Genomic DNA, 23,917 nt, shown 5'->3' on the forward strand with positions numbered 1-23,917 from the left:
TACCAGAAAAGAAATCTTCACTAGCGTCTTTCGGCAGGGCCGCGACTCGCGGCGATCCCCGGGCAGCCTCGTGCGCGCGTGACCGCGCTCCCCTCGCCCCTGGCTGAGGACGCACCCATGTGCCCCTCGCCTGGCATGACCCACTGAGGCGTCAGAGGGTTGTACGCACTGCGAATCTTTTTTGAGTATTTCTGCAAAGCCTGCCGATCATACAGTCACAGCTTTCCTGTTAGCCGCATAAATCGCCCGGAGGCCGAGCCCCGCGGGAGCAACGGGAAAGCCCGGTCCCGGCCTCCTGGATCAGAGGCCGGGACCGGGCGACAAGAAGAAGCGGGACGGGGCGCCGGGCTCGGCCGGCCCCCTCCTTACGCGAACGGGTCGAAATCCTCGTAGGCCTTGCCCGCCTCGTCGCGCTCCGCCTCGCGGTCGCGACGGCGCTGAGCGGCCGGACGCGGGGCTTCGAGACGGTGGTCCTCGCCACGCCGGCCGAGCATCTCCGCGCCCGCCGCCATGGTCGGCTCCCAGTCGAAGACGACCGCGTTGTCCTCGGCGCCGATGGCCACGCCGTCACCGGCACGGGCACCGGCCTTCATCAGCTCGTCCTCGACGCCGAGGCGGTTGAGCCGGTCCGCGAGATAGCCGACGGCCTCGTCGTTGTTGAAGTCGGTCTGGCGCACCCAGCGTTCCGGCTTCTCGCCGCGCACCCGGTAGATGCCGTCGTCCTCCAACGTGACGGTGAAGCCCGCGTCGTCCACGGCCTTCGGGCGGATGACGATGCGGGTCGCCTCCTCCACCGGCTTGGCCGCGCGCGCCTCGGCGATCACACCGGCGAGCGCGTAGGAGAGATCCTTGAGGCCGATGTGAGCGACGGCGGAGACCTCGAAGACGCGGTAGCCGCGCCCCTCGAGCTCCGGGCGGATCATGTCGGCGAGGTCCTGGCCGTCCGGGATGTCGATCTTGTTGAGAACGACGATGCGGGGCCGGTCGTCCAGACCGCCGTACTGCTTCAGCTCCTCCTCGATCATGTCGAGGTCGGAGACCGGGTCACGGTCGGACTCCAGCGTCGCCGTGTCCAGCACGTGCACGAGCACGGAGCAGCGCTCGACGTGCCGCAGGAACTCCAGGCCGAGGCCCTTGCCCTGGCTGGCGCCCGGGATCAGGCCCGGGACGTCGGCGATGGTGTAGACGGTGCTGCCCGCGGTGACCACGCCCAGGTTCGGGACGAGCGTGGTGAACGGGTAGTCGGCGATCTTCGGCTTGGCCGCGGACAGGACCGAGATCAGCGAGGACTTGCCCGCGCTCGGGTACCCCACCAGGGCGACGTCGGCGACGGTCTTCAGCTCGAGGACGATGTCCCGGAACTCGCCCGGCTCGCCGAGCAGCGCAAAGCCGGGCGCCTTGCGGCGGGCGGAGGCGAGCGCCGCGTTGCCGAGGCCGCCGCGGCCGCCCTGGCCGGCCACGAACGTGGTGCCCTGGCCGACCAGGTCGGCCAGCACGTTGCCGTTCCTGTCGAGCACGACCGTGCCGTCGGGGACCGGCAGGACGAGGTCCTGGCCCTCCTTGCCGGTGCGGTGGTCGCCCGCGCCGGGCTGACCGTTGGTGGCCTTGCGGTGAGGATGGTGGTGATAGTCGAGGAGCGTGGTGATGTCCTGGTCGACGACCAGGGTCACATCGCCGCCACGGCCGCCGTTGCCGCCGTCGGGGCCGCCGAGCGGCTTGAACTTCTCACGGTGAACGGAGGCACAGCCGTGGCCTCCGTTACCCGCGGCGACATGCAGCTCGACGCGGTCCACGAAGGTGGTCATGGTGGAAACCTCCAGTTACATACATGCAGAAATGTTTCAAGCTCATGCTGTCTCTCCTAGGAGAAACGCGCGAAAGGCGGACCCGCTTCCCATACGGGAAGTGAGGTCCGCCTCCGCAGAAACCGCTCGACGAGCGCCGAAATTACTCGGCGATCGGAACGATGTTCACGACCTTGCGACCACGGTGGGTACCGAACTCGACCGCACCAGCGGCGAGCGCGAACAGCGTGTCGTCGCCGCCACGGCCGACGCCCGTGCCCGGGTGGAAGTGGGTGCCGCGCTGGCGGACCAGGATCTCACCGGCGTTGACGGCCTGGCCGCCGAAGCGCTTGACGCCGAGCCGCTGAGCGTTGGAATCGCGCCCGTTCCGGGTGGACGATGCGCCCTTCTTGTGTGCCATGTCTTCTCAGTCCCTTACTTCGCAGCCGCGGGAATGCCGGTGACCTTGATCGCCGTGTACTGCTGGCGGTGACCCTGGCGACGGCGGTAGCCGGTCTTGTTCTTGTAGCGAAGGATGTCGATCTTCGCGCCCTTGTGGTGGTCCACGACCTCGGCCTGGACCTTGATCCCGGCCAGCACCCACGGGTCGCTGGTCACGGCGTCGCCGTCGACCACGAGCAGGGTCGAGAGCTCGACCGTGTCGCCAACCTGGGCAGTGGAAATCTTGTCAACCTCAACGATGTCACCGACAGCAACCTTGTGCTGGCGGCCACCGCTGCGCACGATGGCGTACACGCGGATCTCACTCTCGCTCGGAACGGAAACCCCTGATGCCAGCCGCTCACACGGGTCCGGAGACCCGTGACGATCCGGATTGGACGAGCGGCCTCTCCCGTACGAGCGGGAGGTCAGTGCTCAGAGGTGTGGCGAACAAACGCCGACGGTCAAGGCTACGGGGCCGCGGACAGCCGGTCAAACCGGGCCACGGATTCAGGCCTCGACAGCCTTCACGTACTCACTGTAGGCGTCCCGGATCCCGTCGGCGGACAGGTTCAGGTGCTCCAGGATCGTGTAGCGCCCGGGTCTGGTCCGGGGGGCGAACTCGACCACCTCGACGAACTCGTCCGCGCTGAAGCCCATCTCCTCGGCCAGCACGGGCAGACCGTGGCTCCGCAGCGTCCGGGCCATCTGCACGGACTCCTCGTGGGCGCCGCGCAGATGCATCGCGAACGCCGCGCCCAGACCGCACTGCTCGCCGTGGCTGGCAGCGCGCTCGGGGTGGAGGAGATCGAAGGCGTGGTTGATCTCGTGGCAGGCGCCGGAGGCGGGACGGCTGTCGCCCGCGACCGACATCGCGATACCCGTGGTCACCAGCCCCTCGGCCAGCACCTGCAGGAAGCTGTCGTCCCCGATCCCGCCGGGATGGCGCAGCACGGCCTCACCGGCCTGGCGGGCCATCGCGGCGGCAAGGCCGTCGATGTCCTCGCCCTTCACCTGATGGGCCAGCTCCCAGTCCGCGACCGCGGAGATGTTGGACAGCGCGTCGCCGATCCCGGAGCGGACGAAACGCACCGGGGCCTCGCGGATGACGTCCAGGTCGATCAGGACCGCGATCGGGTTCGGGACACCGTACGAGCCTCGGCCCGCGTCGTTGTCCAGCGTGGCGACCGGCGAGCACAGACCGTCGTGGGAGAGGTTCGTCGCCACCGCGACCAGCGGCAGCCCGATACGCGCCGCGGCGAACTTCGCACAGTCGATGATCTTGCCGCCGCCGAGGCCGACCACGGCGTCGTAACGCCCGGACTTCATGGCCTCGGCGAGCTTGACCGCATCCTCGAGGGTGCCGCCGCCGACCTCGAACCAGGAAGCGCTCGGCAGGCTCGGCGACAGCCGCTCGCGCAGCGCCTGACCGGACCCTCCGCTGATTGCGACCGCCAGCTTGCCCGAGCTGGAGATCCGCTGGTCCGCGAGGACGGTCGCGAGGTCGGCCAGGGCTCCCGCACGGATATCGACGACGATCGGCGCCGGTATGAGGCGGGTCAGTACTGGCACGCGATCTTCCTGCCCTTGGCGAGGTCCTCGTGGTTGTCGATCTCGACCCACTGGACATCGCCGATCGGAGCCACGTCGACCTTGAAGCCGCGGTTGACGAGCTCCTGGTAGCCGTCCTCGTAGTACAGGTCCGGATCACGCTCGAAGGTCGTCCGCAGCGCGTCCGCGAGCTCGTCGGCCGCATCGCCCTCGATGAGCGTGACGCCGATGTACTCGCCCGTCGCCTCGGCCGGGTCCATCAGCTTGGTGATCCGCTGGACGCCCTTCTCGGGGTCCACGACGACCTTCATCTCCTCGTCGGCGAGCTGCTTCACCGTGTCCAGGGCGAGGATGATCTTCTTGCCGTCGCCACGGGCGGCCAGCAGCGTCTTCTCGACGGAGACCGGGTGGACGGTGTCACCGTTGGCGAGGATCACGCTGTGCTTGATCGAGTCGCGGCCGCACCAGAGGGAGTACGCGTTGTTCCACTCCTCGGCCTTGTCGTTGTCGATCAGCGTGATCGAGACGCCGTACTTCGCCTCGAGGGCCTCCTTGCGGGCGTACACGGCCTCCTTGCGGTAGCCCACGATGATCGCGACCTCGGTCAGCCCCACCTCGGCGAAGTTGCCCAGCGTCAGGTCGACGACGGTGAGGCTCTCCTCGTCACCCTCGGGGCCGACCGGCACCAGGGCCTTCGGAAGGGTGTCGGTGTACGGGCGCAGACGCCGTCCGGCACCGGCTGCGAGTATCAGGCCGATCATGAGGGTTCTCCTTGCTGTTTGGTTCTCTTTGCTACGCGTTCATTGTCCGGTCGCAGGCGCGTGGGACCAGGCCCCCGGACAGTTGTCCCGGTCACCCTGGCCGCGGCCGCCCCGGCCGCCCCGGCCGGTCCCGGTCCCGCTCCCGCGGACTCCGGGAATCGGGTCTGCCGCAGCAGGTGCACCGAACGCAGCCGACCGGCCCCCTTGATACGGGGCCGGTCCGCATGCGTGGGCTGCTGCACGGCAGCGGGAGACCGGGCGGGGTGTTCCGGGCGGAGGCCCGGAACACCCGCGGGCGCCTACTGCTCCGCCGCTGCCGTCTTCTTGGCCGCCGCCTTCTTGGCCGTCGTCTTCTTCGCGACGGTCTTCTTGGCAGCCGTCTTCTTGGTGGCCGCCTTCTTGGCGGTGGCCTTCTTGGCGGTCTTGCGGGCCGCCTTCTTCGCCGGGGCCTCGGCCTCTGCGGATTCCGGAGCCTCCGCGGCGACGGCGGTGGTGTCGGCGGAGCCCGTCACCACGACGATCTCCGCACCGTCCGTACCTGCGGGGGGACCCGCGGGGGCGGTCACCTTGCGGGTCACCCGGCGCCGGGCACGCGGCGGGGCGGCCGGAGCGGCCACCTCCTCGGGTGCGGGCTCGGCCTGCGGCGCCTCGACGACCGGGGCCTCGGCCACGGGGGCCTCGACGACCGGGGTCTCGACGACAGGCGCCGCGACCGGCTCGGCCTGCTCGGCCGGGGCCGGCGAGCCCGCCGGAGCGGTCGCCTTACGGGTCGCCCGACGGCGCGTACGGCCCTGCGGAGCCTCGGCCACGGGGGCCTCGACCGGCTCGGGCTCGACGACCGGCTCGGCCACCGGCTCCTCGGCGGGTGCGGCCTTCGGGGCACCGGCCGGAGCCGAGACCTTGCGGGTCGCACGCCGACGGCCACGACCACGCGTGGCGGCCGCCTCGGCCTCCGCCGGGCTGCTGTACAGCTCCTCGTCCGGTACGAACTCGGGCTCGGGCAGCGCCACCGGAGCGGCGACCTCCGCAGCCACCTCGGCCTCGGTCTCCACCTCGGCCTCGACGGTCTCGTGCTCGTGCTCGACGAGGTGCTCGGGCTGCTCGCCGACGCCACCGCGGCCGCGCTTCTTGGCACGCTTGCCGTTGCCGCCGCCACCGACCGCGGTCGGCTGCTCCATGTGCACGATCACGCCGCGCCCGTTGCAGTGGACACAGGTCTCGGAGAAGGACTCCAGCAGACCCTGGCCCACCCGCTTACGGGTCATCTGGACCAGGCCCAGCGAGGTGACCTCGGCAACCTGGTGCTTCGTACGGTCGCGTCCCAGGCACTCCAGCAGGCGCCGCAGCACCAGGTCCCGGTTGGACTCCAGGACCATGTCGATGAAGTCGATGACGACGATGCCGCCGAGGTCGCGCAGCCGCAGCTGACGCACGATCTCCTCGGCCGCCTCCAGGTTGTTCCTGGTGACGGTCTCCTCGAGGTTGCCGCCCTGACCCGTGAACTTGCCGGTGTTGACGTCGACGACGACCATCGCCTCGGTCTTGTCGATCACCAGCGAGCCGCCGCTGGGCAGCCAGACCTTCCGGTCCAGCGCCTTCATCAGCTGCTCGTCGATCCGGTACGTGGCGAAGACGTCGACCTCGGAGGTCCACCGCGACAGCCGGTCCGTCAGGTCGGGCGCGACATGCGCGACGTAGCCGTGGATGGTCTCCCACGCGTCGTCACCGCTGACGATGACCTTCGAGAAGTCCTCGTTGAAGATGTCGCGGACGACCCGGACGGTCATGTCCGGCTCGCCGTAGAGCAGGGTCGGCGCGTTGGAGCTGCCGCTGCTCTTCGACTTCTTCTGGATGTCCTCCCACTGCTGCTGCAGACGCTCGACATCACGGCGCAGCTCGTCCTCGCTCGCGCCCTCGGCGGCGGTGCGCACGATGACGCCCGCGTCCTCGGGAACGATCTTCTTGAGGATGGTCTTCAGCCGGGCGCGCTCGGTGTCGGGCAGCTTGCGGCTGATGCCGGTCATCGAGCCCTCGGGCACATAGACCAGGTAGCGGCCAGGCAGCGAGACCTGGCTGGTCAGGCGGGCGCCCTTGTGACCGATCGGGTCCTTCGTCACCTGGACGAGGACGGACTGACCGGACTTCAGCGCGGTCTCGATCCGGCGCGGCCCGTGGGCCATGCCGAGCGCCTCGAAGTTGACCTCACCGGCGTACAGGACGGCGTTGCGGCCCTTGCCGATGTCGACGAAGGCGGCCTCCATGGACGGCAGTACGTTCTGCACCTTGCCCAGGTAGACGTTGCCGACGTAGCTGGTGGCCTGCTCCTTGTTGACGTAGTGCTCGACGAGCACGTTGTCCTCGAGGACGCCGATCTGGGTGCGGTCGCCGTTCTGGCGGACGATCATCACCCGCTCGACGGCCTCGCGGCGGGCCAGGAACTCCGCCTCGGTGATGATCGGGACGCGCCGGCGGCCCTGCTCACGGCCTTCGCGGCGGCGCTGCTTCTTCGCCTCCATACGGGTCGAGCCCTTGATGGACTGGACCTCGTCGAAGCCGGTGCCGGGCTCGCGCTCGGCCTCCTTCTTGCGGGGCTCGCGGACCTTGACGACCGTACGCTCCGGGTCGTCCGTACCGGCTTCGGCCTCGATCGCGGCGTCACCGCTGCGACGGCGGCGACGGCGACGGCGACGGCTGCTGCTGGAGCCGGAGACGGAGGCCTCGTGGTCCTCCTCTTCCTCCTCCTCGGCTTCCTGAAGGCGCTCGCGCTCGTCCTCGGAGGTGTCGGCGGCGTGCTCGTCGGCGTGCTGCTCCGCGGTTTCGTCCGCCTCGGCGGCATCACCGCGGCGACGGCGACGGCCACCACGACGGCGACGACGCGACGGCCGGTCCCCGTACTCGTCCGTCTCCTCGCCCTCGTGCTCGGCTTCGCTCTCCGCCTCGTACTCCTCCTCGACGGGCTCCTCCGCCGGAGCGGCGGGCGCGGCCGTCCGCTCGGCGGCCGGCTCGGTCTCGGCGGCCTCGCCGCGACGGCGGCGACGACGGCGGGTACCCGTCTGCGGCGCGGCCTCGGCGACGGGCGCCGCCTCCTCGGCAGCGGCGGTCTCCTCGACCGTCTCGATCTCCTCCTCGGCCTCGGCCTCGGCGTGACGCGAGGCGGGGCCGGCGGCCGCGGCGGCGGCTGCGGCGGTCTCCGGAGTCTGGAACATCGGCTCGGCGAAGACCGGCGCCTGGAAGACGGCCACAGCGGGGCGCGTCGCGCGACGGCCCTTGCGGGCGGGCTCCTCGACCTTTCCGGTGAACTCCGGCCGGCCTGCGGCGGCGGTGGCCCGGCGGCGCTGACGGCCACGCGGCGCGGCGGTCTCGGCGGTCTCGGCCGCCTCCTCCGGCTCGGCAGCCGGCTCCTCGGCGACAGCGGCCGGAGTCTCGACCACGGTCTCGGCGGGGGCAACCTCAGCGGCCGGCGGAGCACCCGCCGGAGCGGTCGCCTTGCGGACCGCACGGCGACGGCCGCGCGGGGCCTCGACCGGCTCGGCGGCCTCGGCCACCGGGGCGGTCTCCACGGTCTCTTCGGTCTCGGGGGTCTCCGTGCCGGCCGACGCGGCCTGCGGCGCACCGGCCGGGGCGGATGCGCGGCGGCGGGTACGGGCACGGGGGGCCTCGGCCACGACGGGCTCGGCGACGGCGGCCGGCGCGGGTGCCTCGGTCTCGACGACCGGCGTGGCCTCCACGACCTCGACGATCTCGGCGGCCGGCGGAGCACCCGCCGGAGCGGTCGCCTTGCGGGACGCCCGGCGACGCCCACGCGGCGCCTCAGCGGCCTCAGTGGTCTCAGCGGCCTCGACGACCTCGGCGGTCTCAGCGGCCTCGGCGGTCTCAGCCGCCTCCTCGGCCTTCGGTGCAGCTGCCGGAGCGGTCGCCTTACGGGTCGCCCGGCGACGCCCGCGCGGCGCCTCGGCGACTTCCGCCTCAGCGGTCTCGACGGACTCGGCGGCCGGGGCGGGCTCTGCGGGCGCAGCGCTCACAGCGGTCTCGGCGGCCTGCGGCTCACCTGCGGGGGCGGTCGCCTTGCGGACCGCGCGGCGGCGGGTACGCGCCGGCGGCGCGGCCTCCGCCTCTTCGGTGGTGGTGTCGGACACTCCGGCGTCAACGGCCGGTATGGCCGGCGCGGCAGCCTCCGCGCCGGCGGCGCCCGACGGCGGTCCGGCGGGGCGGGACGCCGCGCGGCGCCTGCGGCGCGGCGGCAGCTTGTCGCCAGGTGTGTTGTTGTCTTCGGCGTTCCCGGTCGTGCCGGGCTCGGTCGGTTCGAGCATGCGGGCGGTTCTCCCGTCACGCTCCCGGGCGCCACACCTGATTCCGGTCCGGCACGGTCCGCATGCGAAACGCGGTACCGCCGTCCGGGGCGCGGGCGCCGCACGGGAGCTGAATGTCTGGCTCGCCGGTTCCCTACGCGATGTACGTACGGCCTGGCGAAAGTCTTATGGGTCAGCGCGCTGCCCGGCCCAGGTGGCTCCCGAGTCCGAGGACTGCGCTACAACGACCGCCTTACGCGGAACCTGCACCTTCCGGCGCCGTCGCGACGGCGGTCCCGGTGGCCGTGGGTGACACGGCAGGGGCTGCCTCGCGGTCGGGCGCGAGCGGGTCGGTCACCGTGCCGGACTCCTCGTCGAAGAGCCCCTGCGCCAGCCTGGTCACCGCTGCGGGGACCGGCGGCGCCAGGTCGGCCACAACGCGGAGACCGGACAGGACGTCGTCAGGTCGCACGGCAGGTGTCACGTGCCGAACAACCAGCCGCAGTATCGCACAGGGCTTGTCCCCGGGCCTATCAGCCTGAGGATCCACAGCTTCCAGACCGGCCACCGCGGCGCGGGCGTCGAACGTCCGCATGCCGTTCTTCGTACGGCGCTGAACCTCGACGGTCTCGGCGCCCAGGAACGCGGCGACGGCCTTCTCAGCGTCCTCGAACGGGACCCCGTCGAGCCTCAACTCCCAGACGGAGGCGGTCAGCCGCTCGGCGAGACCCGAGGTGCGGGCCTCCACGGCGTCGGTGATGTCCAGGCCGGCCGGGAGCGACTCGTCGAGCAGCACCCGGAGTGTGCCGGGGTCCCGCCGCTCGGTGAGCGCGATCTCCAGGAACTCGGCCTCGCTGCCGGTGCCGGTGGGTGCGGCATTGGCGTACGACACCTTGGGGTGCGGGGTGAAGCCCGCCGAGTAGGCCATGGGCACCTCGGCGCGCCGCAGCGCCCGCTCGAACGCACGCTGGAAGTCGCGGTGACTGGTGAACCGGAGGCGGCCGCGCTTCGTGTAGCGCAGTCGGATGCGCTGCACTGCCGGTGCGGGCGGCGGGCCTTCGGGCTGTCGCTTGCCCAGTGGTTCTTCTCCTCGGTGCGGGGCGGACGCGGTGGCGCGCCGCCCTCGAAATGCGGGTGTCCCGGGGGTGTCCGGTCCGGCTCACCCCTGCTTTCGCAGGGAGATCTCTGGTTCGGGCGCCGCGCTGGGCACAGTCGTTGTACTACCCAGAGTACGCGCAAGGGAGCCGACCGGTTCCCGGGGCTCGGGGAGCGGACCCCCGCCGACCAGTGCCCGCCATGCGTCGCGGCGGGCCTGGCGCACGGTCTCGCGGGCGGTGCGCAGGGCGCCGCGGGCCGCGCGTCCCGCCTCGGCGGCGGCGCGCCTGGCGGGGGCCCAGACCGCATCGCGTACGAAATGTCCGACGGGTGTGCACACCGTGCGATAGGTCCAGGCCGCCGGAGCACCGACGAGATACCACGCTAGCCGGGCGAGGGCGCGGCCGACCGCCCGCGAGACGAATCCGGCGATGCGCCAGGCGACAACGATCGCGGCGGCGATCTCCCGGCCGGCCGGGACGAGGACCCGCCGCCGGATCCACCCCGCAGGGATGACGAGCACCGTCATGACCACCCGCGCGACGGCTGCGCCCAGCCCCCGGGCCACCGCGACGACACCGTTCGCCACCACGCCGGCCAGCCATGCGATGCCGTGGCCGAACGGGGTGAGCAGTGCCCGGTACGTCCAGGCCAGCGGCGCGACGATCAGGTTCTTCGCGAGCCAGGCGAGGGCGAGCGCGAGCGGCACCAGGACGTAACGCCATACGCCGACCACCGGCCACACGAGGAGAGCGGTGAGCACCCGGCCGATCGCGGCGGCGAGGCCCCGCCCGGCCGGTGCGAGCAGCTCGCGGTACACCCACCGCAGCCCATGCCCGATCGGGGTGAGCACCGACACGTACAGCCAGGCCATCGGCGCCACGATCCCGTGGCGGACCACGGGCACGACCACATACCGCCACAGCGCCACCCACGGCCGCACGAAGAGGGCCGCCCCCAGCCACAGCAGCCCCCGGCCGGCCACGGCGGCCACCCATCGCAGTGCGTGGCCGAACGGGGTGAGCACTGACGCGTACAGGCGGACCAGCGGGATCACGACGAGCACGCGGCCCAGCCAGGACAGGGCCCGCCCCAGGGGGCGCAGCAGCACCCGGTCGGCCGCGCGGGCGGTGGCGACGAGGGCGTCCCAGACCATCCGTACGGGCAGGACGATCACGAGCACCACGATCCGTACCGGAATCCTGACGAGCGTGGTCAGACAGCCTTCGCCGGACCCGTAGGGCACGGGCGCCTGCTGGTTGCCGTACGGGCGGGGCTGCTTCTCCTGGTCCATGCCGGACAGGACGCGAAGACCCGGCCCAGGGTTTCCCGGGCCGGGTCTTCGTCATCGAGCTGTCACCCGAACGGTGACGTCCGGCGTTACTTCACGACCGACAGCGGAAGCAGCTTCTTTCCGGTCGGGCCGATCTGGATGCTCGTGTCCATCTGAGGACACACACCGCAGTCGAAGCACGGGGTCCAGCGGCAGTCCTCGACCTCGGTCTCGTCGAGCGAGTCCTGCCAGTCCTCCCAGAGCCAGTCCTTGTCGAGACCGGAGTCCAGGTGGTCCCAGGGCAGGACCTCCTCGTACGTGCGCTCACGGGTGGTGTACCAGTCGACGTCCACGCCGAACCCGGGGAGCGTCTTCTCGGCGCAGGCCATCCAGCGGTCGTACGAGAAGTGCTCGCGCCAGCCGTCGAAGCGGCCGCCGGCCTCGTAGACGGCACGGATGACGGAGCCGACACGGCGGTCGCCGCGCGAGAGCAGGCCCTCGACGATGCCGGGCTTGCCGTCGTGGTAGCGGAAGCCGATCGAGCGGCCGTACTTCTTGTCGCCGCGGATCTTGTCGCGCAGCTTCTCCAGGCGCGCGTCGGTCTCCTCGGCGCTGAGCTGCGGGGCCCACTGGAACGGCGTGTGCGGCTTGGGTACGAAGCCGCCGATGGAGACGGTGCAGCGGATGTCGTTCTGCCCGGAGACCTCGCGGCCCTTGGCGATCACGTTGACCGCCATGTCACCGATCTGGAGGACGTCCTCGTCGGTCTCGGTGGGCAGGCCGCACATGAAGTAGAGCTTCACCTGGCGCCAGCCGTTGCCGTACGCGGTGGCGACGGTCCGGATGAGGTCCTCTTCCGAGACCATCTTGTTGATGACCTTGCGCATGCGCTCGGAGCCGCCCTCGGGGGCGAAGGTGAGGCCCGAACGGCGGCCGTTGCGGGTCAGCTCGTTGGCCAGGTCGACGTTGAACGCGTCGACGCGGGTCGAGGGCAGAGAGAGGCCGATCTTGTCCTCGGTGTACCGGTCGGCGAGGCCCTTGGCGATCTCGCCGATCTCGGTGTGGTCCGCGGAGGACAGGGACAGCAGGCCGACCTCCTCGAAGCCCGTCGCCTTGAGACCCTTCTCGACCATGTCGCCGATGCCGGTGATGCTTCGCTCCCGCACGGGGCGCGTGATCATGCCGGCCTGGCAGAAACGGCAGCCGCGGGTGCAGCCGCGGAAGATCTCGACGGACATCCGCTCGTGGACGGTCTCCGCGAGGGGGACGAGGGGCTGCTTCGGGTACGGCCACTCGTCGAGGTCCATGACGGTGTGCTTGGAGACCCGCCACGGCACGCCCGACTTGTTGGGTACGACGCGGCTGATGCGGCCGTCGGGGAGGTACTCGACGTCGTAGAACCGCGGTACGTAGACGCCACCGGTCTTCGCGAGGCGGAAGAGCACCTCCTCGCGCCCGCCGGGGCGGCCCTCGGCCTTCCAGGCGCGGATGATCTCGGTGATCTCCAGGACCGCCTGCTCGCCGTCGCCGATGACCGCGCAGTCGATGAACTCCGCGATCGGCTCGGGGTTGAACGCGGCGTGCCCGCCGGCGAGGACGATCGGGTCGTCGAGGCCGCGGTCCCGCGCGTCGAGCGGGATGCCCGCGAGGTCCAGGGCGGTGAGCATGTTCGTGTAGCCGAGCTCGGTGGAGAAGCTCAGCCCGAAGACGTCGAACGCCTTCACCGGGCGGTGGCTGTCCACGGTGAACTGCGGGACCCGGTGCTCGCGCATCAGCTCCTCGAGGTCCGGCCAGACGCTGTAGGTGCGCTCGGCCATGACGCCGTCGCGCTCGTTGAGTACCTCGTAGAGGATCATGACGCCCTGGTTGGGCAGTCCGACCTCGTACGCGTCCGGGTACATCAGCGCCCAGCGGACGTCGCACTCGTCCCACGGCTTGACGGTGGAGTTCAGTTCACCGCCGACGTACTGGATGGGCTTCTGCACATGCGGGAGCAGAGCTTCGAGCTGTGGGAAGACCGATTCGACAGACATCGCGAACTTTCGAGAGCCGACAGGGGTGACCATCCAGCGTACCCCGGCGCTCAGCCTTCCAGCGCCGCTCGCAATTTCGGCCGGGACGCCCGCGCCCACACCGCGGGCAGCTCCTGTTCGCGAGCCGCCGCGGCGGCTTCCTCGTGCCCGTACAGCAGTCCCCAGGTGAACGCGGACTCCCCTGCGGCGTGCGCCTGGGCGGCCAGGGTGCGCAGGGTCTCACGGGCGACGACGCTGTCCTGGTGGTCGCCGAGGACGGACTGTACGGCCTTCATCCGGCGGGCGAACTTCTTGGCGGCGCCGCCCAGCGCGGGGGTGGCCGCCTCCCCCGCGTACCGGGCGCGCTTGGCCGCCTTGCGGGCCTCGTGCAGGGCGAGGTCGCGCTCGTGACCGGGCCGCAGTTCCAGGGCGTGACCGATGCGGGTGGCGAGGCGCGCGTAGTCCTTGAGCACGGCGCGGGGCAGCGCGTCGTGGGGGGTCCTGGCCGCGGCGGGCAGCAGCGGCGGGGCAGCCATGAGTATGTCGAGGCTCTCCAGCAGCGCCAGGTAGCGCTTCCCGTCGAGTACGCCGACGGTCCGATGCCGGGAGCCGGACCGGTGGGCCGCGGACCAGATCCGGAGCCGGGCGCGGACCGGGCCGAGGACCAGGGTGCGGGACAGGTCGGCGATCCGGCCGCGCAGGCGCTCGTCGAGGACCTCCTGGTCGCGGTCGATGCCGAGCTCGGCCGCCAGCCATTTCAGCTCGTCGCCGAGCGGGTCGGTGACGGTCCGGTCGAGGATCTTGCGGTACGTCCTGAAGGCGCTGCGCAGTCTGCGGGTGGCGACCCGCATCTGGTGTACGGAGTCGGGGAGGCCGCGGCGCACGGCGGGGTCGAGGGCGACGATGGCGGTGATCTGGTCGCGTGCGTAGGCCATGACGTGGTCGCCGGCCGTCCGGGGCGGGGGTGTGGCCCCCTTCTTCCTGGAGCGTTCTTCCTTCGGGGCGGTCTCGGCAAGGGCACGGGCCAGTTTGGACGCGGATGCGGACGGGCGTACGCCTGCTTTGCGCAGTCGTCGTTCGACGGAGTCGAGGAAGGCGGGGTCGCCGTCGTCGGCGAGCTCGACCTCGATCTCGGTCCAGGCGGCCGTGGAGCTGCCGCCGGTGAGCCGTTCGGCCCGGACGTCGTCGACGCTGAGTTCGGCCAGCAGGGCGCCGTGGGAGTCGAGCAGGTGGTGGACGTCCCGGGCGGAGCGCAGCCGGACGACGGGGACGAGCTCCGTCTCGCGGACCCGGGAGCGCAGGAGCGCGGCGAGGCCGGGCGGCAGGGTGTCGGAGAGGGGGGCCTGGATCTCGTCGCGGATGCCGGTGGCGACGGGGAACTTGAGATGCCAGCCCGCGTCGTCGCCGCCGGTGCGGCGGCGCAGGGTGAGGGAGTCGGCGGCGAGCCGCTGGTCCTCGGTGTCGTAGTAGACGGCGTCGAGTTCCATGACGCCGCGGTGGTCCACGGCCGCGACCCCGGCCACCCGGGTGAGGTCGGGGAGCCGGGTGTCGACGGTGGCTTCGTACTTTCGCTCGATCTCGCGCTTCGAGTCCGCCATACACCGAATTTAGTCGTGTTCGGCGGCCTCGGGCAGAGGGCCCTGCGGATACACCGGCCGCTCAGGCCGACATCGGCCGCTGCACTCTGATCGACTGGAGCAGTCCGATGGCCACCCAGACGGCGAACATCGAGGACCCTCCGTACGACACGAACGGCAGCGGGAGTCCGGCGACCGGCATGATGCCCAGGGTCATGCCGATGTTCTCGAAGGACTGGAAGGCGAACCAGGCAATGATTCCGGCGGCGACGATCGTGCCGTACAGCTCGGTGGTCTCGCGGGCGATCCGGCAGGCGCGCCACAGGACGACGCCGAGCAGGACGAGGATGAGCCCGGCGCCGAGGAAGCCGAGTTCCTCACCGGCGACGGTGAAGACGAAGTCGGTCTGCTGCTCGGGGACGAACTGGCCGGTGGTCTGGGTGCCCTGGAAGAGGCCGGTGCCGGTGAGTCCGCCGGAACCGATGGCGATGCGGGCCTGGTTGGTGTTGTAGCCGACGCCTGCCGGGTCGAGTGCCGGGTTGGCGAAGGCGGCGAAGCGGGCGATCTGATACTCGTCGAGCAGGCCGAGCTGCCAGACCGCGACGGCGCCGGCCGCGCCGGCCCCGAGGAGGCCGAAGACCCAGCGGTTCGACGCTCCGGAGGCGAGGAGTACGCCGAGGACGATCACGGCCATGACCATGACGGAGCCGAGGTCCGGCATTCCCATGACGATGAGCATCGGGAGGAGCGCGAGGCCCAGGGCCTTGGCGACGGTCCGGTGGTCGGGGTGCAGCTGGTCGCCCGCGTCGACGCGGGCGGCGAGGATCATCGCCATGCCGAGGATGATGGTGATCTTGGTGAATTCGGACGGCTGCAGGGAGAAGCCGCCGCCGATGATGATCCAGGCATGGGCGCCGTTGACGGTGGCGCCGAGCGGGGTGAGCACCGCGAGGACCAGCAGCACCGAGAGGCCGTAGAGGATCGGCACGGCTCCGCGCAGGGTGCGGTGGCCGAGCCAGATCGTGCCGACCATCAGGGCGAAGCCGATGCCGGTGTTGAGGGCGTGCCGCAGGAGGAAGTAGTACGGGTCACCGTGGGTGAGCGCGTCCCGGCCGCGGGTCGCCGAGTAGACCAGGGCGGTGCCGATGAGCGAGAGCGCGATGGCGGAGCCGAGCAGCGGCCAGTCGAGCCGCCGTACGACGGAGTCACGGGCGGTGAGCTTGCTCCAGACGGAGCGCTCGGGAGCGTATCGCGAGACGGAGAAGCCGGACATCAGTCACGCCTCCCGAGTACCGCGGCGAGTGTCTGCGCCTCCGGGGTCTTCTGCGACTCCGGGTCGTACGGCCTGATCTCCGGGGCGTAGATCGAGCCGTCGTGCTGGATCTTGGGCAGTGACTTCTGCGGGGTGGGCAGCAGCGCCTTCTTGAGGTCCTGCTTGCCGGAGTCGTCGAGGCCGTAGAGCGCGTTGTAGATCTTGCGGACGGCGGGCCCGGAGGCGCCGGAGCCCGTACCACCCTGGGAGATCGTCATGACGATCGAGTAGTCCTTGGTGTAGGTGGTGAACCACGAGGTCGTCTGCTTGCCGTAGACCTCGGCCGTACCCGTCTTGGCGTGCATCGGGATCTTGTCCTGCGGCCAGCCGCCGAATCGCCAGGCGGCCGTACCGCGCGTCGCGACTCCCGCGAACGCCTCGTCCATCTTGTCGCGCGTCTTCCGCGAGATCGGCAGCTTGCCGTGCGCCTTCGGCTTGATCTCCTGGACGTGCTTGCCGTCGGGGCTGATGATCGCCTTACCGACGGTGGGGGTGTACAGGGTGCCGCCGTTGGAGACCGCCGAGTAGATCGCGGCCATCTGGATCGGCGTGACGAGGGTGTCGCCCTGGCCGATGGAGTAGTTGATGGAGTCACCCTCGCGCATGATGTTGCCTTCGAGGCAGTTCTCGTATGCGATCTTCTCGACGTAGGTGCCGTCCTTCTTGCCCTGCTTGCACCAGGCGTCCTTGTTGACCTTGTAGTAGTCCTTCTTCCACTGGCGGTCGGGGATGCGGCCGCTGACCTCGTTGGGCAGGTCGATGCCGGTCTCCTTGCCGAGACCGAACTCGTGGGCGGTCCGGTAGAACCAGTCCTTCGGCTTCTTGGGGTGGATGCCGCCGTCCTTCTTCCACTGGGCGTCGGCGAGCCCGTAGAAGACGGTGTCGCAGGAGACCTCCAGGGCCCGGCCGAGGCTGATGGGGCCGAAGTTCTCGGACTCGAAGTTCTTGAAGACCTGGCCGCCCACGGAGTACGAGCTGGTGCACGGGTAGTGCCCGTCGAAGTCGTAACCCGCCTGGACCGCAGCGGCCGTGGAGACGACCTTGAACGTGGAGCCGGGTGCCGACAGCCCCTGGATTGCGCGGTTGAGCAGCGGGAAGTTGGACTTCTTCCCGGTGAGCCTGGCGTAGTCCTTGCCGGAGATGCCGCCGACCCAGGCGTTGGGGTCGTAGTTCGGCAGCGAGGCCATCGCGACGACGCGGCCGGTCTTGGCCTCCATGACGACGACGGCGCCGGAGTCGGCCTTGTAGTTCTCGTTGGTGTTCTTGTCGAACTGCGTACGGGCGACCTTCATCGCGTCGTTCAGCTCGTACTCGGCGAGGGCCTGCACGCGCGCGTCGATGGAAGTGACGACGGTCGATCCGGGTTCCGCCTGGTCGTTCTTGGCCTGGCCGATGACGCGGCCGAGGTTGTCGACCTCGTAGCGGGTGACGCCGGCCTTGCCGCGCAGCTCCTTGTCGTAGGTGCGCTCCAGGCCGGAGCGGCCGACCTGGTCGGAGCGGAGGTACGGCGAGTCGGTGTCCTGGGCCTTGGTGATCTCTTCGTCGGTGACGGGTGAGAGATACCCGAGGACCTGGGCGGTGTTGGACTTGCCGGGTGCGGGATAGCGGCGTACGGCGGTGGGTTCGGCGGTGATGCCGGGGAAGTCCTCGGCGCGCTCGCGGATCTGCAGGGCCTGCTGGGTGGTGGCCTCGTCGGTGACGGGGATCGGCTGGTAGGGCGAACCGTTCCAACAGGGCTGCGGGGTCTTCGCGTCGCAGAGCCGGACCTTGTCGAAGACGTCCTTCGGCTTCATGTCGAGCACATCGGCGAGCCGGGTCAGGACGCCCTTGCCGTCGTCGTCCATCTTCAGCAGTTCGGTGCGGCTGGCGGAGACGACGAGCCGGGTCTCGTTGTCGGCGAGGGGCACCCCGCGCGCGTCGAGGATGGAGCCGCGGACTGCGGGCTGGACGACCTGCTGGACGTGGTTGTTCCTCGCCTCGTCGGTGTACTCCTGGCCGTTGCGGATCTGGAGGTACCAGAGGCGGCCGCCGAGCGTCAGCAGCAGGGAGAAGACGAGGACCTGGATGATGATGAGGCGGATCTGGACCCGCTGGGTCCGGCCCGTCTCCGGAATGTTGCTCACGCGGTGCCCCCGGTGGTGGTCGGTCCGGCGGTCCGGGGGACGTCCCCCGGAAGGTGCAGCCTCACAGTCGCTTGACTCCCTTGATCCGTCCCGCCCGTGCCGCGCGGCTGCGGGCGGCCCTCACGCGCAGTCCGCCGCGCTGGCCGCCGACGCTGAGTCCGGTGCCGGAGGAGAGCCAGCCTGCCGCCAGGTCGCCGCCGCTGGAGGATTCGGAGAGCGGGTCGTTCTCGGTGCGTCTGGCGAGCGCCATGATCAGTGGAACGATGAACGGCGCGAGGAGCAGATCGTAGACCGCGGCGGTGAACAGCAGGCTGCCGAGGCCGACATGGCGGGCGGCGGTGTCCCCGACGAGGGCGCCGACGAGGGCGTACAGCAGCGTCGAACCGATCGCGGCGGCCACGACCGCGACCATCGGGACGAACGCGGACTTGAGCCGGCCGTTCTCCGGCCGGATGAGTCCGGCGACGTAGCCGATGACGCAGAGGACCAGGGCATACCGTCCGGCGGCGTGGTCGGCGGGCGGTGCCAGGTCGGCGAGGAGTCCCGCGCCGAAGCCGATCAGCGCGCCGGCGACATGTCCGTAGACGAAGGCCAGGCCGAGGACGACGAGGAGCAGCAGGTCGGGTACGGCGCCGGGGAGCTGGAGGCGGGCGAGTACGGAGACCTGGACGACGAGGGCGATCACGACCAGAGCGGTGGAGAGCAGAGTCCGGTTGAAGCGCATGGGTATCAGCTCTGCCTCTGCTAGTTGACCGTGTTGCCGGTGGATCCGGAGGGGTTCGGGCTGCCGCTGGGGGTCCCCTTGATGTTCCCGACCACCCTTCCGCTGGTGTCGACGATGTCGCCGTTGGGCGAGATCGTGACCGTGACCGTCGGAGTGGGCTTCGGCTTCTCCGGCTTCTTCGGCTTCTTCGGCAGGACCAGGTCGCGGGGGTCCTCGCGCGGTGCCTGGACGACGATGCCGACGATGTCGAGCTTGGTGAAGCCGACGAACGGGCGGACGTAGACGGTACGCGTGAGGGCACCGCCCGACGGGTCGACGCGGACGACCTCGCCGACCGGGACGCCCGGCACGAACGGCTTGCCCTTGCTGGACCCGAAGGTGACCAACCGGTCGCCCTTCTTCACCTTGGCCTTGCCGTTGAGGAACTGGACGGACAGCGGGCGGTCGCCCTGACCGGTGGCGAAGCCCAGTTCGTCGGTCTTCTCCATGCGGGTGCCGACGGTGAAGTCGGGGTCGTTGGCGAGGAGCACCGTCGCGGTGTCCGGGCCGACGGTGGTGACCCGGCCGACGAGCCCGTCGCCGTTGATGACGGTCATGTCGCGCTTGATTCCGTCGTGGGAACCGGCGTCGATGGTGACGGTCCAGGAGAAACCCTGGGCCGCTCCTATCGCGACGACCTCGGCAGCCTTGATGCCGTACTGCCCGGCGGCCGACGTCTTCAGCATCTTGTCGAGTGCGCGGACCCGGTTCCGGTTGCGGTCGTCGCTGCCGAGCTTCGTCTTCAGCGCGGCGTTCTGCTGCTCCAGGGCGGCGATCCGGTCATGCCGTCTGCCGGACGCCCGGATCGCCCCTATGGCGTTGCCCACCGGATCCACGGCTGCCGCGACGCCGTTCTCGACCGGCCCGAAGGCCGTTGCGGCGGCCCGCCGGGCGCCGTCCACCGGTGACCCCTCGCCGCCGCGGATGTCCACCGTGATCAGAGCGAATGCGATGGCGATCAGCAGAACCAGGAGCAGCCGGCTCTCTCGTGTGTCCCTCACGTGCGGCGGCCGTGCCTTCCTCGTCGGAATTTTCGTGCCTGTATATCAACGATGCGCCGTACGGGGCGGCAACGCCCGTACGGCGGAACGCTGTGTTGCATCCCCTGAGGTGACTACCTGCGGGGCTGGGCATCCAGCACCTGCTGGAGCGCCTCGAACTCCTCGACACACTTGCCGGATCCGAGCGCCACCGAGTCCAGCGGGTCCTCGGCGATGTGGATCGGCATACCGGTCTCACGGCGCAGCCGCTCGTCCAGTCCGCGCAGCAACGCGCCACCGCCGGTGAGGACGATGCCGCGGTCCATGACGTCACCGGAGAGCTCCGGCGGGCACTTGTCGAGCGTCGTCTTCACGGCGTCGACGATCGCGTTGACCGGCTCCTCGATGGCCTTGCGGACCTCGGCGGCGGAGACGACCACGGTCTTGGGCAGTCCGGAGACCAGGTCGCGGCCCCGGATCTCGGTGTGCTCGTCCTTGTCCATGTCGTACGCCGAGCCGATCGTGATCTTGATCTGCTCGGCGGTCCGCTCACCGAGGAGGAGCGAGTACTCCTTCTTGATGTGCTGGATGATCGCGTTGTCCAGCTCGTCGCCGGCGGTCCGGATCGACTGAGCAGTGACGATTCCGCCGAGCGAGATGACGGCCACCTCGGTGGTGCCGCCACCGATGTCGACGACCATGTTGCCGGTGGCCTCGTGGACCGGCAGACCCGAACCGATGGCCGCGGCCATGGGCTCCTCGATGATGTGCACCTGGCGCGCGCCGGCCTGCGTCGACGCCTCGATGACGGCGCGCCGCTCCACCCCGGTGATGCCGGAGGGAACGCAGACGACGACGCGCGGGCGGGCCAGGTAGCGGCGCTTGTGGATCTTCAGGATGAAGTAGCGGAGCATCCGCTCGGTGATCTCGAAGTCGGCGATCACGCCGTCCTTCAGGGGCCGTACGGCAACGATGTTGCCCGGTGTACGCCCGATCATCTTCTTGGCTTCGGAACCGACCGCCAGGATGCCGCCGGTGTTGGTGTTGATGGCCACGACGGACGGCTCGTTCAGAACGATGCCGCGCCCCCTGACGTACACCAGCGTGTTGGCAGTCCCGAGGTCGATAGCCATGTCACGGCCGATGAACGACATTGAGTTCCCCTTGTTCCCCATGAGGATGCGTCGGGCCTTCCCAAGAAAGCTGTTGCGGCTTGTTTGTGGTAGGCGAGGTGAGCGCTGCGGGCGTGGAAGATTCCATCGTAGTGCCGTGTGCACGGACACCGCGCGAGGGGCCTTCGCCAGTGTGGGCGGAACGGGTGGCCGTTCCACTCATGGTGACGCTGCGTCGGAGGGATGCGTTCCCGCGATCGGGCAGCATATGCCGAAGGGCGACCGAATTAATTCGGTCGCCCCAGGTCATCAGCTCTGTTCGGCTGATCCGAGGTCAGAAATGTCCCGGAAAGAACAGCTTCAGTTCTCGCTCCGCGGACTCCTCGGAGTCCGAGGCGTGGATGAGGTTCTCGCGGGTGATCGTGCCGAAGTCGCCACGGATCGAGCCGGGCGCGGCGGCGATCGGGTCGGTCGGGCCGGTCAGGGCGCGGACGCCCTCGATGACCCGCTCGCCCTCGGCGACCAGGGCGACGACCGGGCCGGACTGCATGAACTCGACGAGCGGCTCGTAGAACGGGCGGCCGACGTGCTCGGCGTAGTGCTGCTCCAGGGTCGCACGGTCGAGCGTGCGCAGCTCCAGCGCGGTGACCTGCCAGCCGGCCTTGCGCTCGATCCGGCCGACGATCTCGCCGATCAGCCCGCGCCGGACGGCGTCGGGCTTGAGAAGGACGAGGGTGCGCTGCGTCATGTGCGGCTCCTTGAAGGCATACGGGTGCGGTGAGGCGAGATTACAGGGGTGCGCAAACGGACCGGCCGCCGGGTTTGCCCGGCGGGCCCGTCCTGCTTCAGCCGGCGGCCGGGGCCTCGGTGGCCGCCTGCTGCGCCGCCCAGCGGGCCTTCGCCTCGTCGATCTTGCGCCCGTAGTGCACGGACGCCCACCACAGGGCGCCGAAGACCACACCGAGGATGAACATCATCGGAACGAAGAACCCACTGGCGACCAGCGCCACCTGCAGCGCCCAGCCGAGCTGTACACCGCCGGGACGGGTGATCACGCCGCAGAGCAGCACGGACAGCAGCATGCCGATGCCGCAGACCGTCCAGACGGTGGCGGTCGACAGGTCGCCGGACTTCATCGCGACGAGTCCGGCGAAGCCGATCACGAAGAACTCGCCGATCAGCGTCGATGCACAGAGCGTACGCACAGGGTCAGTGCCTTCCCAGAAGCAGCCGGGCCTCGCCGACCGTGATCACGGAGCCGGTCACGAGCACTCCGGCGCCCGCATACTCGTCCTCCTCCTCGGCGAGTGTGATCGCCGCCTCCAGCGCGTCGTCGAGGCGGGGCTCGACCTGGACGCGGTCACCGCCGAAGACCTCGACCGCGACCGCGGCCAGTTCGTCGGCGTCCATCGCACGCCCACTGGAGTTCTGCGTGACGACGACCTCGGCGAAGATCGGCTCGAAGGCTTCGAGGAGCCCCCGGACGTCCTTGTCGCCGCTGGCACCGACCACGCCGATCAGCCGGGAGAAGCCGAACGCCTCGGACAGCCCGTCGGCCGTGGCGCGGGCACCCGACGGGTTGTGGGCCGCGTCCAGGACGACGGTCGGGCTGCTCCGTACGACTTCGAGGCGGCCGGGCGAGCGCACCGAGGCGAAGGCCCGGCGGATCGTGTCGATGTCGAGCCCACCGGGCCGCTCGGCGCCGATACCGAAGAACGCCTCGACCGCGGCGAGCGCCACCGCCGCGTTGTGCGCCTGGTGGGCGCCGTACAGCGGGAGGAAGATCTCCTCGTACTCGCCGCCGAGGCCGCGCAGCGTCAGGAGCTGGCCGCCGACCGCGATCTCGCGGGAGACGACACCGAATTCCATGCCCTCGCGGGCGACCGTGGCGTCCACCTCCACGGCCTTCTTCAGCATGACCTGCGCGGCGTCGACCGGCTGCTGCGCCAGGATCACCGTGGCGCCCTGCTTGATGATTCCGGACTTCTCACCCGCGATCTCGCCCGGCGTGGCGCCGAGCCGGTCGGTGTGGTCCAGGGAGATGGGGGTGACGACGGCGACGGAGCCGTCGATCACGTTCGTCGCGTCCCAGCTGCCGCCCATGCCGACCTCGACGACGGCGACATCGACCGGGGCGTCGGCGAAGGCCGCGTACGCCATGCCGGTCAGCACCTCGAAGAAGGAGAGCCGGTAGGGCTGCTGGGCGTCGACCATCTCGACGTACGGCTTGATGTCCTGGTACGTCTCGATGAACCGCTCGGGATCCATCGGCGAGCCGTCCAGGCTGATCCGCTCGGTGATCGACTGGACGTGCGGCGAGGTGTAGCGGCCGGTGCGCAGGTCGAAGGCGCCGAGCAGCGACTCGATCATGCGGGCCGTGCTGGTCTTGCCGTTGGTACCGGTGATGTGGATCGAGGGATACGCGCGCTGCGGCTCACCGAGCACGTCCATCAGGGCGGCGATGCGCGACACCGAGGGTTCGAGCTTGGTCTCGCCCCAGCGGCCGGCGAGCTCCTGCTCCACCGCGCGCAGCGCCTTGTCCACCTCCGGATTGGCGGGGCGGGCGGGGACCTCGTCACCGGGAACGGGTCCCGAGGTGGTGCGCAGGGTGCGGCTCCCGGCCTCGATCACCGCCAGGTCGGGGTCGCGTTGGGTCTCTTCGCCGACGATCTCCGCGAAGGTGTCGTCGGAATCGGACGCGTCGTGCCGGTCGGAAGGGCGGGGCTCACTCACGGGGCCCAGTCTACGGACCGGGTCGGACATCCGGTGCAGGGCCCGGGCAAGGGTCACGAATGGGCACCTGAACGGCGAAGCCCCCGCACCCCTGGTCGGTCAGGGGTACGG

General features: G+C 70.4%; 18 protein-coding genes. All 18 read right to left on the reverse strand.

The window, feature by feature from the left end; genetic code table 11:
• Window positions 1–365 precede the first annotated feature (365 nt).
• Entirely contained in the window at window positions 366–1,805 is a 1,440-nt protein-coding gene (obgE, locus tag LRD69_RS09750) for a GTPase ObgE (RefSeq protein ID WP_277326164.1), read from the reverse strand.
• Between the two features lie 142 nt (window positions 1,806–1,947).
• Complete coding sequence (gene rpmA / locus LRD69_RS09755; RefSeq protein ID WP_028813462.1) at window positions 1,948–2,205, reverse strand: 50S ribosomal protein L27; 258 nt, start codon at window positions 2,203–2,205, stop codon at window positions 1,948–1,950.
• Window positions 2,206–2,219: 14 nt separating this feature from the next.
• Window positions 2,220–2,540, reverse strand: a complete 321-nt coding sequence (rplU, locus tag LRD69_RS09760) for a 50S ribosomal protein L21 (RefSeq protein WP_030921216.1) — start codon at window positions 2,538–2,540, stop codon at window positions 2,220–2,222.
• Between the two features lie 195 nt (window positions 2,541–2,735).
• The gene (locus LRD69_RS09765; protein WP_277326165.1) at window positions 2,736–3,797 is read right to left on the reverse strand and encodes an iron-containing alcohol dehydrogenase family protein; all 1,062 of its coding nucleotides are present in this window, start codon (window positions 3,795–3,797) and stop codon (window positions 2,736–2,738) included.
• A complete protein-coding gene (locus LRD69_RS09770; protein WP_277326166.1) occupies window positions 3,785–4,537 on the reverse strand; it encodes a phosphocholine cytidylyltransferase family protein in 753 nt (250 codons plus the stop codon). The genes LRD69_RS09765 and LRD69_RS09770 overlap by 13 nt, the downstream gene beginning before the upstream one ends.
• Before the next feature lie 299 nt (window positions 4,538–4,836).
• Complete coding sequence (locus LRD69_RS09775) at window positions 4,837–8,847, reverse strand: Rne/Rng family ribonuclease (protein ID WP_277326167.1); 4,011 nt, start codon at window positions 8,845–8,847, stop codon at window positions 4,837–4,839.
• 232 nt (window positions 8,848–9,079) lie between these two features.
• Window positions 9,080–9,862: a TIGR03936 family radical SAM-associated protein gene (locus LRD69_RS09780; protein WP_277326168.1), complete on the reverse strand. Its 783-nt coding sequence runs from the start codon at window positions 9,860–9,862 to the stop codon at window positions 9,080–9,082.
• A gap of 123 nt (window positions 9,863–9,985) precedes the next feature.
• A complete protein-coding gene (locus tag LRD69_RS09785) occupies window positions 9,986–11,215 on the reverse strand; it encodes a hypothetical protein (protein ID WP_277326169.1) in 1,230 nt (409 codons plus the stop codon).
• A gap of 86 nt (window positions 11,216–11,301) precedes the next feature.
• On the reverse strand, window positions 11,302–13,227 hold the full coding sequence (locus LRD69_RS09790; RefSeq protein WP_277326170.1) for a TIGR03960 family B12-binding radical SAM protein: 1,926 nt from the start codon (window positions 13,225–13,227) through the stop codon (window positions 11,302–11,304).
• Window positions 13,228–13,277: 50 nt separating this feature from the next.
• Window positions 13,278–14,804 carry a CYTH and CHAD domain-containing protein gene (locus LRD69_RS09795; RefSeq protein WP_277326171.1) on the reverse strand — a complete coding sequence of 509 codons (1,527 nt, stop codon included), beginning with the start codon at window positions 14,802–14,804 and terminating at the stop codon, window positions 13,278–13,280.
• 61 nt (window positions 14,805–14,865) lie between these two features.
• Window positions 14,866–16,056: a rod shape-determining protein RodA gene (gene rodA / locus LRD69_RS09800; protein ID WP_277326172.1), complete on the reverse strand. Its 1,191-nt coding sequence runs from the start codon at window positions 16,054–16,056 to the stop codon at window positions 14,866–14,868.
• A complete protein-coding gene (gene mrdA, locus LRD69_RS09805; RefSeq protein ID WP_277326173.1) occupies window positions 16,056–18,218 on the reverse strand; it encodes a penicillin-binding protein 2 in 2,163 nt (720 codons plus the stop codon). Before mrdA ends, rodA begins: the two co-directional genes overlap by 1 nt.
• A gap of 61 nt (window positions 18,219–18,279) precedes the next feature.
• The gene (gene mreD / locus LRD69_RS09810; protein ID WP_277326174.1) at window positions 18,280–18,942 is read right to left on the reverse strand and encodes a rod shape-determining protein MreD; all 663 of its coding nucleotides are present in this window, start codon (window positions 18,940–18,942) and stop codon (window positions 18,280–18,282) included.
• A 20-nt stretch (window positions 18,943–18,962) separates the two neighbouring features.
• Window positions 18,963–19,982: a rod shape-determining protein MreC gene (gene mreC, locus LRD69_RS09815; protein ID WP_277326175.1), complete on the reverse strand. Its 1,020-nt coding sequence runs from the start codon at window positions 19,980–19,982 to the stop codon at window positions 18,963–18,965.
• A 113-nt stretch (window positions 19,983–20,095) separates the two neighbouring features.
• Window positions 20,096–21,115: a rod shape-determining protein gene (locus LRD69_RS09820; protein ID WP_277326176.1), complete on the reverse strand. Its 1,020-nt coding sequence runs from the start codon at window positions 21,113–21,115 to the stop codon at window positions 20,096–20,098.
• 292 nt (window positions 21,116–21,407) lie between these two features.
• The gene (gene ndk, locus LRD69_RS09825; RefSeq protein ID WP_277326177.1) at window positions 21,408–21,821 is read right to left on the reverse strand and encodes a nucleoside-diphosphate kinase; all 414 of its coding nucleotides are present in this window, start codon (window positions 21,819–21,821) and stop codon (window positions 21,408–21,410) included.
• Window positions 21,822–21,918: 97 nt separating this feature from the next.
• The gene (locus LRD69_RS09830; RefSeq protein WP_277326178.1) at window positions 21,919–22,278 is read right to left on the reverse strand and encodes a DUF4233 domain-containing protein; all 360 of its coding nucleotides are present in this window, start codon (window positions 22,276–22,278) and stop codon (window positions 21,919–21,921) included.
• 4 nt (window positions 22,279–22,282) lie between these two features.
• Window positions 22,283–23,806 (reverse strand): folylpolyglutamate synthase/dihydrofolate synthase family protein, encoded by a 1,524-nt coding sequence (locus LRD69_RS09835; RefSeq protein ID WP_277326179.1) that lies wholly within the window; start codon window positions 23,804–23,806, stop codon window positions 22,283–22,285.
• Window positions 23,807–23,917: the final 111 nt, after the last annotated feature.

The sequence above is a fragment of the Streptomyces sp. JH14 genome (genome assembly GCF_029428675.1).
GTDB lineage: Bacteria > Actinomycetota > Actinomycetes > Streptomycetales > Streptomycetaceae > Streptomyces.

Coding starts and splice junctions, on each gene's coding strand:
- obgE (WP_277326164.1), bottom strand. CDS start 1,805: ATGACCACCTTCGTGGACCGCGTCGAGCTGCATGTCGCCGCGGGTAAC.
- rpmA (WP_028813462.1), bottom strand. CDS start 2,205: ATGGCACACAAGAAGGGCGCATCGTCCACCCGGAACGGGCGCGATTCC.
- LRD69_RS09770 (WP_277326166.1), bottom strand. CDS start 4,537: ATGATCGGCCTGATACTCGCAGCCGGTGCCGGACGGCGTCTGCGCCCG.
- LRD69_RS09775 (WP_277326167.1), bottom strand. CDS start 8,847: ATGCTCGAACCGACCGAGCCCGGCACGACCGGGAACGCCGAAGACAAC.
- LRD69_RS09785 (WP_277326169.1), bottom strand. CDS start 11,215: ATGGACCAGGAGAAGCAGCCCCGCCCGTACGGCAACCAGCAGGCGCCC.
- LRD69_RS09790 (WP_277326170.1), bottom strand. CDS start 13,227: ATGTCTGTCGAATCGGTCTTCCCACAGCTCGAAGCTCTGCTCCCGCAT.
- LRD69_RS09795 (WP_277326171.1), bottom strand. CDS start 14,804: ATGGCGGACTCGAAGCGCGAGATCGAGCGAAAGTACGAAGCCACCGTC.
- rodA (WP_277326172.1), bottom strand. CDS start 16,056: ATGTCCGGCTTCTCCGTCTCGCGATACGCTCCCGAGCGCTCCGTCTGG.
- mreD (WP_277326174.1), bottom strand. CDS start 18,942: ATGCGCTTCAACCGGACTCTGCTCTCCACCGCTCTGGTCGTGATCGCC.
- LRD69_RS09820 (WP_277326176.1), bottom strand. CDS start 21,115: ATGTCGTTCATCGGCCGTGACATGGCTATCGACCTCGGGACTGCCAAC.
- ndk (WP_277326177.1), bottom strand. CDS start 21,821: ATGACGCAGCGCACCCTCGTCCTTCTCAAGCCCGACGCCGTCCGGCGC.